This is a genomic window from Paenibacillus sp. MER 180 (genome assembly GCF_023713665.1).
Taxonomy (GTDB): domain Bacteria; phylum Bacillota; class Bacilli; order Paenibacillales; family Paenibacillaceae; genus Paenibacillus_B; species Paenibacillus_B suaedae.
Genome location: NZ_JAMAVT010000005.1, coordinates 110,675 through 126,244, shown reverse-complemented (window position 1 = coordinate 126,244; position 15,570 = coordinate 110,675). Strand labels below are relative to the sequence as shown.

Genomic DNA, 15,570 nt, shown 5'->3' with positions numbered 1-15,570 from the left:
TAGATCATTCTTAATACAAGTGGCAGGCAACCCAGTGATTGCTGTACACTTGCTTGCCTTCCGGCATTTGATTGGCGCATAGCTCCGTTGCTGCCGGACATCTGCTATGGAACGGACATCCGGTAGGCGGAGATAGCGGGCTTGCCGGATCGCCGTGCAGTACAATGCGTTCACGAAGTCTCTTATTTGAAGGATCCGTTGTTGGAATTGCTGATAATAAGGCTTGCGTATAAGGATGAAGCGGGTTGGTGAACAATGAGCTTCGATCTGCCAGCTCCATCATTTTGCCTAAATACATAACGCCGATTCGATCACTAATATGCTTGACCATCGCCAGGTCATGGGCAATGAATAAATAACTTAAGCCTTGTTCGATTTGCAAATCCTTCATCAGATTTACAATTTGTGCCTGTATCGACACATCGAGTGCTGAGATCGGTTCATCAGCGACAATAAATTGCGGATTCACGGCCAATGCACGGGCGATTCCGATACGCTGTCTTTGCCCGCCGCTAAATTCATGCGGGTAGCGAAGCGCATGATCAGGGTGCAGCCCGACCTTCTCAAGCAGCTCAGCAATGCGCTCTTTGCGGGCCTTGCCTCTTGCCAAGCGATGTGCGTCGATTCCTTCGGCAATAATGTCGCCAACACGCAGTCGAGGGTTAAGTGATGCATGCGGGTCTTGAAAGATCATTTGCATGCTCCGATTCAGCTCACGACGTTCCAGGCCGCGTGCCCTAGCCAATTCCTTGCCATTGAACACCACCTTTCCAGCTGTAGGCTCCAGCAGGCCTACAGCGACTCTGCCTAATGTTGACTTGCCGCTGCCGCTCTCACCAACAAGGCCAACCGTCTCGCCGGGAAGGATGGATAAGCTGATTCCGTCAACTGATTTCACAGTGTGATTCGAATCTGTCCGAAAATGCTTGTGCAGTTGATGGAGCTCAACAATAGGCTTCGACATGTTCATTCCTCCTTGCAGGGCCTGTCCCGTGACCGACTGGAGTTCGGGGATCATTCAGCCAGCAGCGAGCGCTATGCTGATCTGAGAACGAATGGGTGTCCGGCAGATGCTGCAGGCAGACCTGCATGGCATAAGGACATCTCTTCGCGAAAGGACAGCCAGTAATCTGTTCGGATAACTCTGGAGGAGAACCTTCAATCGGTGTCAGCCGTTCGTCCTCGGAGGTATCCAGCTTCGGGGTGGACTGAAGCAAGCCCCATGTATATGGATGCTTCGGGCGCTCGAAGATATCTTCGACTGTGCCCGTTTCCACAATCATTCCGGCATACATGACTGCAACGCGGTGTGCGACCTCAGCCACGACACCGAGATCATGGGTAATGAGCAGAATCGAGCTCCCCATCTGTTCTTGCAGCGTTGTCAGCATGTCAAGAATTTGGGCTTGAATCGTGACATCCAGTGCGGTCGTAGGCTCATCCGCTATCAGCAGCTTGGGATTGCAGGCGAGTGCAATTGCGATGGATACCCGCTGCCGCATTCCTCCACTAAATTCATGCGGGTATTGATCGTATCTTCGTTCCGCATCTGGAATGCCTATGAGCTGCAGCAATTGTATCGTTCTCGCTCGTGCATCGGTTCTGGTAAGCACCTGATGCTGTCGCAAACCTTCACTGATCTGCGTACCGATCTTCATCGTTGGATTCAAGGATGACATCGGATCTTGAAAGACCATACCAATCTCGGAACCCCTTAGTTTCCTCATCTGAGAGCGAGAGAGTGAAGTGATGTCTTGGCCTTGAAAATGAATGTCTCCACCCTTCAGCTTCGCATGTGGAGCAGGGAGCATTCCCATAATGGTTCGAGCGGTTATGCTTTTGCCGCTGCCGCTCTCGCCGACGATTGCGAGTGTTTCCCGTTCATCAATATGGAAGGACACGTCTCGCACGGCTTGAAGCTCTCTATTTCTTGATTGGAATACAACATGCAATTGTTGAACTTCGAGCAAATGCTTCATGAGTGCACCTCCTTATTGTTGTGATCGTGGATCTAGGGCATCCTGCAATCCATCTCCAAATGCGTTGAATGCGAACATGGTGAGCGAAATCATCAATCCTGGGAAGAACAGTCGCCACCATTGGCCGCTTAATATGACGCCAAGTGAATCGTTGGCCATTGTGCCCCAGCTGGCATCAGGTGCTTGTACACCTAGACCGAGAAAACTTAGAAATGATTCAGAGAAAATTGCCGCCGGAATCGTAAACGTTAAGTTGACAATAATGATGCCCGCAGCATTCGGGAGCAGATGCTTAAAGATTATGCCAGCATGAGATGTGCCAAGCTTATGCGCTGCAAGTACATACTCTTGCTGCTTAAGCTGTAGAATCTGTCCACGTACAACACGCGCCATTCCAACCCAGCCTGTTATAGATAGGGCGATAATCATGGTGAAAATTCCTGGCTTCATAACGACAAGAAGCAAAATGATTACGAGCAAGTAAGGGATGCTGTATAAAATTTCAACAATGCGCATCAACACATTATCAACGCGATCACCGAGCCTGCCGCGACCTGCCATATATCCTGAAATGCCACCTACTAAAATGCCGACGACAAGATCAATTGCCGCTGCTGCGAATCCGATCGTAAGCGAGATACGTGCTCCTGCCCAAGTTCGCGCCCACACATCGCGTCCCAAATCGTCAGTTCCAAACCAATGTTCTCCGGAAGGGGGGAGATTCGTAGCTGTTAACGATTGAGCGCTCGAAGAATAGGGAACGAGCGATGGACCAATCGCGGCGAGCAAAATAATGACCAGCAGCAGCACGAGTCCGAGTACGGCGAGCTTGTTGCGCGATAGCTTGCGCAATCTATCCTGCCACAATGGAACGCTGCGAGCTGCGAGCTGATGCTCTGCTTGGTGGCTGCGTTCGATGGGATGGAACAGATGATCCAGTTCGGCTGATGAAGCTTTCATGCTAATCTCCTTTGCTAGCAAGTTTAATTCGCGGATCAACGATCCGGTAAGACATGTCGATTAAAAATAACGTAACGACTAATACGACGCTGTAAAAAATCGTTGTGCCCATAATGACGGGATAGTCCCGATTGAAAATACTATCGACGAAGTATTTTCCGATACCAGGGATCGCAAAGATCTTCTCCACCACAAACGTGCCTGTGAGGACGGATGCGAACAGGGGGCCCATGAAGGAAAGTACAGGAATTAAGGAATTTCGCAATCCATGACGAATCACAATTTTCCAAGTAGGCAGACCCTTGGCTTCTGCTGTATGTATGTATTCCTGTTGCAGTACTTCCAACATGCTCGTTCGCACGAAGCGGGCAATGATCGCGATCGGCGCAACTGCAAGCGCGAGTGAGGGAAGAACGGTATGCTTCCAAGTTCCCCATGCAGCGACGGGTAGAAGACCCCATTTCACCGACATGTACTTAATAAGCAATGGTGCCAAGATGAAGCTCGGAATCGAGATGCCGAGCATCGCAATCATCATCGCAACAAAATCCAGCGCGCGGTTATGATGAAGGGCGGCAACCGTGCCTAATCCGATTCCGACCACGATTGCTAGCAGCATAGATTGAATACCGAGAATCGCTGATGGTAGAAATCCGCGGGCTATCAAGGTGTTAACATCCGTTGTCTTGGATTGGATTGACGGCCCTAAGTCCAAGGTGATCAAGCTCTTCAAATACAATAAGTACTGTGTAGGCAAAGGCTTATCCAAGTTATACCTTGCCCTCATGTTCTCCAATACGGACTCTGGGAGCGTCTTCGAATCTGAAGCGAATGGATCACCTGGGATCATGTGCATGATCACGAAAGTCAGCGTAACAATGATCCACAGCGTGACCAGCATGGCGAATAAGCGTTTCAGCACAGCCATTATTCTGTTGTCTCCTGTTCATTTAAAATCTCATAATACACATTGAATAAATCGGGATTATAATTAAATAAAATCTCCTAACGAAATCGTAATCAACCGGTTGTTAAATATTAAATCTGATAGGATTAGTAAGAATAATAGGATAGAAGGTTGGAAATGTCAATGTAATACTATGTAAATTTCAAAATTTAAATTTCATTTCATCAGCTCATAAACTTTAGAGGTAAGAAAGGGGGAAACGATGCCATTCCGTTGATTGTAAAGGGATATACTGGTACAATTGGTTATATTCAAATATTACTACATAATGAAATGAGGGGATCGTTTGTTATACATGCGTTTCGACTTAGAACTTCTCCATGCAAAGTCTATATTATGGACATGAACGGTTGCTTGTGTGGAGTTACATCTCTTAACCGTTCACTTTCATTTTGACTTTCATGGTGAAAATACGTTTATAATGTAGGCTTTGCTCCCTTAAAAGAGACCAATTTTTTAAGGAGCGAAGGTATCATGAAATATATGAAGGCGAATGAATGCTTGCCAGAACATCTACTATCAGAAATACAGAAATATGTCTGTGGTGAATTCATATACATTCCAGCACCGCAAGGTTCTCGTAAAAAATGGGGCGAAAACTCTGGGATTCGAAGAGAGCTCCAACTTAGAAATGAGAAGATTCGGCACTATTTCCGTGAAGGGGCATCGATTGATCAGTTATCTGAACAATATTGCCTATCTGTAGATAGCATCAAGAAAATTGTATACAAGAAATAAGGAATGGTAGACCCACCCTGCTTCGAACGCAAGGCGGGTCTATTTGGTGTCAATGCTATAATCATTGTCCGTTATAGGATCGTTTGTGGATTAGTAGAGATATCTCCAAAGGTAAAATGTCGCATAAGCTTCCCAGCCGCTCCACTTCTCGGACATCTCTCGCAATTCATTCTTTGTCGGCTTTCTGTCGGAGCCGAGGCGATGGCGAATGGCATTATGAAGTCCGACATCATCAATCGGAAATGCAGACGGCATTCGCAAGCAGCGCATGAGTACGTAATTGGCCGTCCATGGACCGATTCCACGTATTTGCGTCAACATCTGTTCGGCTTGCTTGAAGTCGCCGGCTGCGAGCAGCATTTCTTTTGACAATCGCTTATCGGCAATTAGCTGTGCAGTATGGATTAGGTACTCGCATTTTCGTTCGGTCATGCGCAATTGCTGTAGATCTTGGACGGCTAGAGAAGCGATATCGTGGGCAGTAGGATAGATCCAGTAGGTGTTCCCATCATATGTAATTCGCTTGCCAAAATGTTCGACTAGTCTCCGCTTCAACGTATACGCAAACGCAAGATTAATCTGCTGGCCAATAATTCCCCAGCTCATCGCTTCAAATAGGTCAGGGATGCCAATGATTCGCAATCCAGAGAATGACTGGACAGCATGTTGAAGCAAGGGATCGTATTGGGCCAGAGCATAAAAGGGTGTCAAGTCTGTATCTAGGTCGAACCAATCTCGAACGTAATGTTCGACAGCATGATGTTCCTCCGGACTACGAGGAACCGTATTTCCGAGATAGACAATGTTCAGAGATTGATCTACATTGGCGCTAATTTCTACGATTGGCGAACTATGTTCAAGAGGAATTGCCTTACATACCTTGTGTTGTTGTATCTCATATAGACATTCATTGGTCGTACGAGATAAGTAGTTCAGATTCTCGTTGAAGTTGAATTCTTTAGGAACCTCCAACCGCGTCTGATTTTTCTTGTGTTCCATTGTCATGTTATCCCTCCCTGCACGAGAAATATCTACTATTTTAGTTGTATCATACTTCCGAATCACATGGATTTCGAAATATTGCGTTTCTATTCCTATTCGCGTACATAGCCCCGTCTATCAGGTTATACTGGAAGAGGAGGTGAAGTTCTATGCCAGAGAGGAACGAACCTATTCGGTTCACAGTTTTGTCTGAAGATGGGGGAAAGCAAACCATCATGGTAGGTATTGCGACAGAGGAACAGTGGCAAGCCATCTTAGGGAATGATTCATCCTACGATCACCAATTCATCTATGCAGTGAAGACAACAGGGATCTTCTGCAGACCCTCATGCAAGTCAAGACCTCCAATTAGAGCGAACATATGTATATTTCAGAATGCGGAACATGCACAGAAGGCTGGATTTCGCCCGTGCAAACGGTGCAAGCCATCAGGAGAACGCATGCCGGATCAGGAATGGGTCCAGCAGATCGTTCAATGCATTCACAGCCGTTACACGGAGTCATTGACGCTTCAAGCACTCGCCGAATTTTGTCACGGCAGTCCTTATCACTTACAACGTACATTTAAGCGGATAATGGGGGTATCTCCGATGGAATATGTTCAGCGTACGCGCATGCATCATGCCAAGCATCTACTTATTCATTCCAAGTATCCCGTTGCGGACATAGCGCAGACTGTAGGGCTTTCGAATACCCCGTATTTTATCACCTTGTTCAAAAAAATGACCGGACATACACCGGCAGCCTATCGGATGCGCGAATGGAATATCGATCAGGATGAGATAAGCGGAGGAGAGAACAATCATGGGAACTGAGAACCTCAGTATATATTGGGCATTGTTGCAACATGATGAATGGCAGCTGTATATTGCTGCTTCAGAACGCGGTTTATGTTATATTAGCGGTCAGAATGAATCATTTGAACAGCTTAGTCAATGGGCTGAGCGGCACTATCCCGCTGCTGGTCTAGTACGTGCTGCTGAACGTATGCAGCCATATGTTACGGAAGTAGTGGAATATTTGGCAGGGCATCGTGCGGAATTCGCTGTGCCGCTGGATATACAGGGAACTCCGTTCCAATGTGAAGTATGGGAAGCACTGTGTGCAATACCCTACGGTGAAACTCGAACTTATTCCGAAATCGCGGAACAGGTTAAGAAACCGAAGGCCGCGCGAGCCGTTGGCAGTGCAATCGGGGCGAATCCTATTCTGATTACGGTGCCCTGCCATCGTGTCATTGGGAAGGATGGTTCTATAACCGGCTATCGAGGTGGGCTTGAGATGAAGAGACGTCTTCTGCACGTTGAACAACGGCCTGCGATCAAGTCATGACGTAGAAGGTTGATAAAGATTGATCGCTGGCGAAGGGAGGAGTGAGGCGAATGATTGACTTGCAATTTACTACACCGAAAACGCTGCTGAATAAAGGTACCGGATTCCTAGCCGACTATTCCCATACACTGAACCCATATACCGGGTGCTCATTCGCCTGCTCTTATTGTTATGTGCGACAAATGCCAGTGGCTAAGTTCCGCAAGGCGGCATGGGGCAGCTGGATTGATATTAAACAGCAGGCGGCAGCGGCGCTGCGCAAAGAACTGCGCCGAGCGAAGACGAAGGGCAGAGTCACGATCTTCATGTCATCAAGTACTGATCCCTATCAGCCGATCGAATACAAGGAACAGGTAACTCGTTCGCTGCTGGAGGTTATGGCTGATGAGCAGCCTGAATTCCTATTGGTGCAAACACGCAGCCCATTTGTTCAGCGGGATATCGATCTGCTGCAGCAGATGAGGGACAGGGTGCGTGTAAGTATGACGGTTGAGACCGATAGGGAAGAGATTCGCAAGCATTTTACGCCTGGGGCGCCGCCAATTGCAGCTAGATTGAAGGCTTTGGAACAATTGCGTCTGGCGGGTATTCCGACGCAGGCAACGATCGCTCCCGTTCTTCCAAGCAGTGAATCGTTTCCACAGAAGCTGGCAGGGCTGACGAATCGAATTTGTATCGATGATTACGTTATGGGTGATGGTAGCGGGGGAGCTAGAACGAGACAATTGGGAATATTCAGATTGTACGAGGAGCTCGGTTTACAGGAATGGTACGAGCCAGATGCATATCAGCTCGTGTATGATCGGTTCAGCCGCGTGTTTGCTCCCGATCAACTTCATATAAGCCAGAAGGGCTTTGCCCCAGCGTAGACATTGATATAATAGACAGCAAAGCCAGTAAAGCCAGTAAAGCCAGTGAGTACAGATAGCAAATACATGAATTACTGTAGGGATTTTATAGTCTGTACAGACGCACAGAAGGATAGACAGCGTAGGAAGTTGGGCAGTTCGCCGACTCCGATAGCTGTCTATTTTTTTGTCTATATACAAATGGAATAAGATGCGTTATTGTTTATATGACTAAATGAACTAAAATAGTCATATAAATGAAAGTTTATTGGCAGCATACATAGGAGCGTGAAGCAGATGACACAGGTTCATGTACAAGGTTGGGTGGCAGCAGGATTTGAAGAAGTGGAAGAAGAGTTCGTACGGAACTTTACGAGGCGCAAAGAAACGGGTGCAGCATGTGCTGTATATGTACAGGGGAAGAAGGTTGTAGATTTATGGGGCGGGGTATCAGACCCTTATAGCGGAACATTATGGCAAGAACATACGATGGTACAGGTGTTTTCAAGCACGAAGGGCTTCGCAGCTCTGGCAGGGGCACTTGCGGTATCACGGGGGCTGCTCGATTATGATGAGCAAGTCATTGCCTATTGGCCCGAATTCGCTGTTCATGGCAAAGATCGCATCACAGTTAGGCAGCTGTTGTCGCATCAAGCTGGACTGTGCACGGTAGATACATTACAATTGGAGAAGTTTGCAGATTTAGATACGGCTCAAGTTGCCAATAAGCTTGCGAACGCAAGGCCGGAATGGGCACCAGGTGCGAGGCATGGCTACCACGCTTGGACAGTTGGCTGGTATATCGGTGAACTTATACGTCGCGTAGACCCAAGAGGAAGAAGCTTGGGCCGATTTTTCCACGAGGAGATTGCGCATCCGCTTGATGCGGAATTCTATATTGGTCTGCCTGCTTCGGTGCCAGATGCAAGACTGGCTCAGGTGAGAGGCATTAACAGCCCAGCTCAAATCTTGAAGCATATTCATGAGATTCCCTTCTCCATGCTGCTGGGGTTCCTCAACCCTCGCTCGTTAACAGCGCGGAGCATGGTTGATCCGAAGCGGCTAGTTGCGAATGAGAACTTCAACCGTCGTGAGATGCTGGCGATCGAATTTCCATCCGGCAATGGAATTGGCGAGGTACGCGCAATGGCTGCCATATATGGTGAATTTGCTGCGGGAGGCAAGAAGCTGAACTTGTCCAAATCGGTACTTCGAACGCTAGAGGCTCCACCGGAGCTGCCATTATCAGGGGCCTATGACCATGTGAATCGGACTAAGCTGGCTTATTCCGTCGGATTCTGGAAGCCCATTGAAGGGCATGCGTTCGGCAGCAGCCACCGGGCATACGGACATCCGGGAGCCGGAGGTTCCTTCTGCTATGCGGACCCAGACTATGAGCTGGGATATGCCTACGGGTTAAATGAGATAGGCGGGTATATGGACAATAATCCGCGTGAAAATGCGGTGCGCCAGGCGGTATATCGCTGCCTGAAGTAAAGGAGAGAGTCATTATTCCGAAGTTTAGTGAGAGCGAGAGAGAAGCGGTTCGTTCATGCCTGATGTCCACAGGCAAGGAACTGTTTACTCAATATGGGCTGAAAAAAACGAGTGTTGATGAAATTGTAAAGGCATGCGGCATCGCGAAGGGATCATTTTATGCCTTTTTCCAGTCGAAGGAAGAACTGTATTATACCATCATGCAAGAAGAAGAATCGTTCAAGGATCAGAAGATTCGAGAAATGCTGAACAGTGAACGATCTCCGAAGGAACTGCTGAAGGGCCTGTTCGACTTGTCATTTGAGATGCTGGAGACAAATCCGTTCCTGAAACGAGTTCAACAACGAGACGAATACGAATTGCTGATCAGAAAATTGCCTAAAGATAAGTTGGAAGAACATATTCAAGCTGACAATCGAGCTGGTGCCGAGCTGATTAAGCAGTGGCAGGAGAAGCAGGTCATTATTGATAAAGACCCAGAAGTCATTATCGGTTTACTGCGCTCGGTTATGCTGCTGTCATTGCACAGAGAGGAAATTGGAGGTAAGTTCGATCAGGTCAAGGAACTGCTGCTTGAATGTGTGACGGAGGGACTGCTTCGCAAATAACAGGAACACAGCTTCATAAGCTTACCATCAAAGTTGTACTGCTGATCAGAAGGCGGTGCAACTTTTTTATTAGGCAATGTCCCTTTTGTGTGAGTTTAAGTGTTGTATAGGTGAGGGAAGGAGGGGAAAGTTGGAATGGAGTCTGTTGAAGGGTTTGTTGAACAGGTGCAGGCAGGCCAAATCGAAGAATATATCCATATCATTAATACCTACCAAAACCCGTTATTTCGATACTGCTCACGTCTGCTGGGAAACAAGCATGAAGCAGAAGATGCTGTTCAGGACATATTCGTGAGAGCCTACGAGAAAATTCACTTGTATAAGCCAAATGTATTGTTCTCTTCTTGGCTATATAAGATTGCTTACCATTATTGCCTCAATCTAATTCGCAAGCGCAACATACAACAAAAATTCAAATGGTGGTTTACACAAGAGTCGACAACGGAGAGTGCTGAAGACACCGTCGGGAAGTCATTATTTGATGAGCCGCTTCATTCCGCATTGAAGCAACTTAGCGTGGAGGAACGGAACTTATTAGTTCTTCGCGTATTTGAGGAAAAGTCCTTTGCAGAGATCGGTGAGATTCTGAACAAAAGCACGGAGACAGTGAAGAAACGGTTTGGACGTACTAGAATCAAATTGCAGCAGTTCATGACGGAAGAAGGGGGGCGGGTTCGATGGAGCGAATCAGATCTATTATCGAAGATGAAGAAATAAGACAATATGAGCGAGGACTTGATACTGAAATGAAGATCGATATTCGCGAACCCGTTATGCAGCGCATTGATAGTTTACACATACATAGGAAACCCATGAATCGTCCAAAAGCAAGATTTCGTAGAAAGACGATCATTGTTCTTGCCTCCATCATTGTTGCGTTAACCTCTATCTCGGGATATGCGGCATCTAGAATAATCCAAATTCTTAATTCCAAAGGGGATGTCGTTGTTGAGACAAGAGAAAGGAATCTCACTCCACGAGATTTTCGCATAGATAAGACACTAGAGGAATATGGGGAGATGGTGAAAGCACAATTAAAGCCGGGGGAATGGGCTGCGTATTACGTTGAAGATGAACAGTTTGCTCATTTGACTACAATAAATAGAGTTAATTTTGAATATAATCCGGTCGTGCATACCAATTATGATCGTTTGCAGCAGGAGATCAAGGATAAAGCTGGAGTGCCTGCCGTCGATATAGCAAATGCTCCAACAGGGCTAAAGTTTGAGTCAGGATGGGTATTTCCGAGTTTATATCCATTTGACGATATAAAAAGATTAGCAGAACAATTGGAGAAAGAATCAAAACAAGCAAAAAATAATCAAAACCTGTTTATCAAACCTCTAGCTTGGAAAGAAGTAGGCAGCTCACGCGCGAACTTCAATTACGATGGAAATCAACTAAAGTTGATAGGTTTTTACCATACTCAGTCGCGAGTGGTCTCGCAAAACACTTCAGAAATTGCCGTTACCAAATTAAAGTTGAACGGGATGGAAGTTCTGTACAAAGAAAATGTAAAAGGGAAAAATGCCAGCTTCAAGCATCAAGTGGAATGGATGCGGGAGGATGAAAATACCTATTATATGTTGTCTGATGAAGCGGAAAGTAAGCTATCCAAATCCGAGTTTATTGAGATTGCGAAAAGTATGGTAGGGAAATAGGCATGTTTGAAAGCGGCCCGAGTGGCCGTTTTATTTATTTTAAAAAACAGATCTTTCCCGTCCCTTTTAACAGGTGCCAAGTGTTATACATAGTGAGAGTCAGGTGAGTCAGTTCATTTGGTTCCACGATATCCTTCGAAAACAAAGGGAAGAAAGGGATGGACAAATTATGAAATCAAAATCATTTCTAATTACCATGTGCGCCGTTCTTGCGATGTCAATGAGTATAAGTCAAGTGGTGACGGCAAAGGAAGCTTCTGCAGCTAAGGGAGCGTCCACGAAGAAAAAGGAGTCACAGAAAAAGGAAGATGCCAAGCAAAATGGAGAGCTTACAATCAAGGATGGTGAGCTTTATGCTACGTATACAAGCAAGGATAACTCCATTAATTTTAGTTTCAGAACGATAACCGGGGAAACTTATGAGGAGTTTCTCAAACAAGCTGTTCAGTATAAAGCGCCAAAGTTTACGGAGCCAGCTTCCTTGCCTGAAGGTTATGGGTTTATTAAGAGCGAAATCACTCCTCCATACCCTGATTCGTTCAGTGAGGCATATCGGGTGCTACTTGACCAATTGAAAAAGGAAGCAAAAGGGAAAAAGGAGTATCAGAAGAAGCTGAACTGGAAGGAAGCCGGGGAGGCAGGAGTCATGTATGCGAAGGGGTCGGACTTCATTTTCTTGACAGTGACTAGAATGCAGCCTCTGACTATTGAAAAATCACCCGCGGCTCCTGTTGGCGGAAAACTGGAGAAGGTTAAGGTAAATGGATTAGATGCGGTTTATACGACAGGGAGCAATGCACTTTATTCGAATGTACTGATGTGGCAAGTAAAAGAGAAGAAGCTTGAATATCGGATTTCTACGAATAAGCAAAGCCCATTAACGAAGGAAGAACTTATTCAGATCGCAGAAAGTTGGAATGCTGCAAACTAACGGTTTCCCCTGATTTCAGGAACATATAAGAAAGCCCTAGACGATGTCACAGGGCTTTCTTGCATGCACATGTTGCGTCTTGCTTTTATAGCAGTTTGTCTGCGAAAGGAGTAACAAGCTGTAATTTCACACGATCTCGAAGCTCCTGCATATGACTAACGAGGGACGCACGATTTTCTTGAATGTAGTTTGCTGTTTCTATTAATGCTATCTCCATATAATCGGCATGAGTTGGTATGATAATAGATGGGAGACTCATCGAATGTACAAAGTCATACGATTTGAAGCGGTAGCCCAAGCAGATGAATGGGATTCCTGCAGCAGCGGACAATACATTGGCGTGTAGTTTCAGGTTGACAGTGAAATCGAATCTTTGTACTAGTTTTAAATAGGAGTCAAGGGAATGAATCTCTTTATCGAATACGACATGGTCTGGGAATCCGATTTTTTGCTGCAAACGTTTGGCGGCTTCACGGTCTGGTCCCCATACCACATAAATGTAGATCTTGTATCCCTCTCGAATCCAGCGCTGTGCCGCATAGGCAAGTTCATCTTCTACAACGGATTCATTGCGTCCATAGATGCGATTATAAGACGTTCCCCAGTTCAGACCGATCCAGCGTTCACTAGTTTGTCTCACACCTGCATGGTCTGAAGTAGGGAGCGGGGCCAGCATGGCGGGATCCCCGCTAATGGATACACGATCCATTTGTACACCGTTGTTGGACAAGTATTCGTAAGTCCATGGACCTCGAATGCCGCAATATGCCGCATTGCTGATAACCTCTTGCAGCATTGTGCGATATTCGGCACTATCAGCTGCAGGTTCAGGGCTTAAGGAGCGGTCATCATTGATCATCAGCCGACTGAGTCGATCATGCCCGCTGCCCCAGATAATTGTTGTTTTGTTCTTCTTGGCAGCGTGATACATAATATCAACATACCCTGGTATAAGAAGAGAACCTCCGCCAAGCACTACGGTGTCATAAGGGGAGATATCGTTCACATCAACACCTGGCAATGAAGGGATAATTTCGTACTTATCCGGTTCCAAATATTCCTGTGACATGTTCTGGAACATGCTCCACATCCATTCATCCCCGAAATTGTTGTAGCCAATCCACCCCAGATATAGTATTTTCCTCATTTGTGTTGCACCTCCTCTTGGCCGGCTTGCAGGATGACATGTCGATAGAGATCTTCCAACTGATTCACGATTTTGTGAATATCGAAATGCTCTAACGTCCACTTAAGGCCCTGTAACCCGGTCTTGCGCAAGGATGCTTTATTAGCCAATGCCTCGCGCAGTTCATTCGCGATTAATTCTTCGGACGGCTTACATACGGAAGCATGGTCACCGAAATATTGCTTCCATGCCTGTTCATACGTGGATGGCGTGACAAGCCCGAAGTACCCGTGGTTGCCGATAGCAATTACCGGCTTGCCGCAGGCCATTGCCTCCAATGCTACTCTCCCTGTGCCGACGACTATATCGGCGAGACTTAGATAATCGCGAACCTTTTTTTGACTTCCTACCATGTGAATGAACGGTTGTCCAATTTCAGATTCGATGCTTTTGGACAATTCACGAATTTCGTGATATTGATGCCCATCTCCGACGATGACGACATTCAGTTGAGAACGTCCTTCCAAGCGCAGTCTTCTCGCAGCCCAGATGAGCATTGTGCACACATAAGCCTTGTCCCATGACAACCTGCTGGCGTACACGATGGTGTCTGCATGATCTGGTATACCGAGACGGCTTCGTAAAGAGGAGGAATCCACTTCAATGAACTCGTCCGGATTTACTCCATTTGGGATTAGCTCGGATTGAATATCCATGCCCTCCAAAAATTGCTTTACTGGATGGCTTACACTAATGACAGCGTCACTATATTGATTCATACTAGTTAATTGATCTTCAGGATAATAAGTGCCATGAGCGGTAAATACAACGGGAATTCCTAGCTCTTTTGCAGCCATTGCGGCGTATAGGCCGGATGGTGATTGGTGAACGTGAACGACGTTGATTTTCTGGGTTTTCATGATTTGCTTTAATGAGGAGATGATTTTTGGCAGCATGTGGTTCTGCAAATGAAGAAGTGTTCCTGGCGATAAATCAACAGCGTGAATTTGACATCCTGCTCGTGCATAAGCCTCATACATATTGCCGCTGGCGCCGGCGTATATCGAGTGAATTCCACGCTTTTTAAGGGCTTTAACAATGCTAAGCACATGCGTCTCTGTACCCCCGACGGCTAAGCTGTCCATCACCATCATCACACGAATACGATTAGGATTCATTCGTTGGATCCTGCTTTTTTGAAAAATATTTTCGAGAGCGTTGTTTTGGGTGACTGCGGTAGTAATAGAGAACGTCAGGGATGTTTTCAATATTCAAATGGTTAGGATCCAGAGAACGAGCAATAAAATCATAATCTTCCGCGCCTTTTACACGTCTTGTGTGACCGCCTATACGATCGAACAGAGCGCCGCGCATCATGATTGTGCCATGACATACACAGTGCCCTCCCTTGCGATAGGTTGTACGGATATGCTCTCCATAGCGAAGCCACTTCGGGATTGTAACGACCTCGTTCGGGTCATGTTCGAACACGTGATAGTTTGTGCCTAGCAATTCAATATTTTGATGAGCTTCAAGAAAGTTGATTTGCTTTTCCAGCCGCTGCAAATGGGAGATATCATCGGAGTCTTGGATTGCAATGTACTCTCCCTTGGCCATATAGAATCCAATTGTCATTGCTCCTGCATACCCGATATTCCGGGGAAGTGCCATTGTAAATATCGAATTATGATTGGGTAAGTTTATGCGATTATCGAGAAGCCAAGCTTGTGTCTGTTGGATGGAATCATCGGTCGAGCCATCATCAATCAGGATGATCTCCCAATTTGTATACGTCTGCTGCAGGATGCCGTTCAGGCATTCCTGCAAATAAGCTGCACGGTTATAATTTGGAATTACCACACTGACAAGTCCTTTAATTCGAGAATAAGTCATATTTATACCACTCCAATATCAGAATTCA

The 15,570-nt window shown here is 46.3% G+C and carries 17 protein-coding genes; 9 read left to right on the top strand and 8 right to left on the bottom strand.

Annotated features, from left to right (window positions below):
• Positions 1 to 10: 10 nt before the first annotated feature.
• From M3661_RS09945 to M3661_RS09930, 4 genes are read right to left on the bottom strand one after another with little or no spacing between them, the layout of a single operon-like run.
• Positions 11 to 964 (bottom strand): ABC transporter ATP-binding protein, encoded by a 954-nt coding sequence (locus M3661_RS09945; RefSeq protein ID WP_251484271.1) that lies wholly within the window; start codon positions 962 to 964, stop codon positions 11 to 13.
• Entirely contained in the window at positions 945 to 1,979 is a 1,035-nt protein-coding gene (locus tag M3661_RS09940; protein ID WP_251484263.1) for an ABC transporter ATP-binding protein, read from the bottom strand. The genes M3661_RS09945 and M3661_RS09940 overlap by 20 nt, the downstream gene beginning before the upstream one ends.
• Positions 1,980 to 1,991: 12 nt before the next feature.
• Complete coding sequence (locus tag M3661_RS09935) at positions 1,992 to 2,939, bottom strand: ABC transporter permease (RefSeq protein ID WP_251484243.1); 948 nt, start codon at positions 2,937 to 2,939, stop codon at positions 1,992 to 1,994.
• Position 2,940: 1 nt separating this feature from the next.
• The gene (locus tag M3661_RS09930) at positions 2,941 to 3,867 is read right to left on the bottom strand and encodes an ABC transporter permease (protein ID WP_065291114.1); all 927 of its coding nucleotides are present in this window, start codon (positions 3,865 to 3,867) and stop codon (positions 2,941 to 2,943) included.
• Between the two features lie 513 nt (positions 3,868 to 4,380).
• On the opposite strand from M3661_RS09930, the gene M3661_RS09925 reads away from it, so the two are divergent.
• Positions 4,381 to 4,644, top strand: coding sequence for a CD3324 family protein (locus M3661_RS09925; RefSeq protein WP_251484241.1), 264 nt, complete (start codon positions 4,381 to 4,383; stop codon positions 4,642 to 4,644).
• Between the two features lie 90 nt (positions 4,645 to 4,734).
• Here M3661_RS09925 and M3661_RS09920 read toward each other — a convergent pair whose 3' ends face one another.
• A complete protein-coding gene (locus M3661_RS09920) occupies positions 4,735 to 5,649 on the bottom strand; it encodes a DNA-3-methyladenine glycosylase family protein (protein ID WP_251484238.1) in 915 nt (304 codons plus the stop codon).
• A 212-nt stretch (positions 5,650 to 5,861) separates the two neighbouring features.
• Between M3661_RS09920 and M3661_RS09915 the strand changes: the two genes are divergently transcribed.
• The 8 genes from M3661_RS09915 (at position 5,862) to M3661_RS09880 (ending at position 12,523) form a co-directional block, all read left to right on the top strand.
• The gene (locus M3661_RS09915; RefSeq protein ID WP_251484909.1) at positions 5,862 to 6,461 is read left to right on the top strand and encodes a bifunctional transcriptional activator/DNA repair enzyme AdaA; all 600 of its coding nucleotides are present in this window, start codon (positions 5,862 to 5,864) and stop codon (positions 6,459 to 6,461) included.
• Positions 6,451 to 6,978, top strand: coding sequence for a methylated-DNA--[protein]-cysteine S-methyltransferase (locus M3661_RS09910; RefSeq protein ID WP_251484236.1), 528 nt, complete (start codon positions 6,451 to 6,453; stop codon positions 6,976 to 6,978). The genes M3661_RS09915 and M3661_RS09910 overlap by 11 nt, the downstream gene beginning before the upstream one ends.
• Before the next feature lie 50 nt (positions 6,979 to 7,028).
• Positions 7,029 to 7,847: an SPL family radical SAM protein gene (locus M3661_RS09905; protein WP_251484233.1), complete on the top strand. Its 819-nt coding sequence runs from the start codon at positions 7,029 to 7,031 to the stop codon at positions 7,845 to 7,847.
• A gap of 276 nt (positions 7,848 to 8,123) precedes the next feature.
• Positions 8,124 to 9,323 (top strand): serine hydrolase domain-containing protein, encoded by a 1,200-nt coding sequence (locus M3661_RS09900; RefSeq protein WP_251484221.1) that lies wholly within the window; start codon positions 8,124 to 8,126, stop codon positions 9,321 to 9,323.
• A gap of 62 nt (positions 9,324 to 9,385) precedes the next feature.
• On the top strand, positions 9,386 to 9,931 hold the full coding sequence (locus tag M3661_RS09895) for a TetR/AcrR family transcriptional regulator (protein ID WP_021253597.1): 546 nt from the start codon (positions 9,386 to 9,388) through the stop codon (positions 9,929 to 9,931).
• A 135-nt stretch (positions 9,932 to 10,066) separates the two neighbouring features.
• The gene (locus M3661_RS09890; protein WP_065291107.1) at positions 10,067 to 10,648 is read left to right on the top strand and encodes an RNA polymerase sigma factor; all 582 of its coding nucleotides are present in this window, start codon (positions 10,067 to 10,069) and stop codon (positions 10,646 to 10,648) included.
• Complete coding sequence (locus M3661_RS09885; RefSeq protein ID WP_251484218.1) at positions 10,609 to 11,592, top strand: DUF4367 domain-containing protein; 984 nt, start codon at positions 10,609 to 10,611, stop codon at positions 11,590 to 11,592. Before M3661_RS09890 ends, M3661_RS09885 begins: the two co-directional genes overlap by 40 nt.
• 169 nt (positions 11,593 to 11,761) lie before the next feature.
• Positions 11,762 to 12,523, top strand: coding sequence for a DUF4367 domain-containing protein (locus M3661_RS09880; RefSeq protein ID WP_251484214.1), 762 nt, complete (start codon positions 11,762 to 11,764; stop codon positions 12,521 to 12,523).
• An 85-nt stretch (positions 12,524 to 12,608) separates the two neighbouring features.
• Here M3661_RS09880 and M3661_RS09875 read toward each other — a convergent pair whose 3' ends face one another.
• Genes M3661_RS09875 through M3661_RS09865 form a run of 3 tightly spaced genes read right to left on the bottom strand, consistent with a single transcriptional unit; the run spans position 12,609 to position 15,542 of the window.
• A complete protein-coding gene (locus M3661_RS09875; RefSeq protein ID WP_251484211.1) occupies positions 12,609 to 13,670 on the bottom strand; it encodes a polysaccharide pyruvyl transferase family protein in 1,062 nt (353 codons plus the stop codon).
• Positions 13,667 to 14,827: a glycosyltransferase gene (locus M3661_RS09870; protein ID WP_251484208.1), complete on the bottom strand. Its 1,161-nt coding sequence runs from the start codon at positions 14,825 to 14,827 to the stop codon at positions 13,667 to 13,669. Before M3661_RS09870 ends, M3661_RS09875 begins: the two co-directional genes overlap by 4 nt.
• Complete coding sequence (locus M3661_RS09865) at positions 14,817 to 15,542, bottom strand: glycosyltransferase family 2 protein (protein WP_251484194.1); 726 nt, start codon at positions 15,540 to 15,542, stop codon at positions 14,817 to 14,819. Before M3661_RS09865 ends, M3661_RS09870 begins: the two co-directional genes overlap by 11 nt.
• Between the last annotated feature and the right edge of the window lie 28 nt (positions 15,543 to 15,570).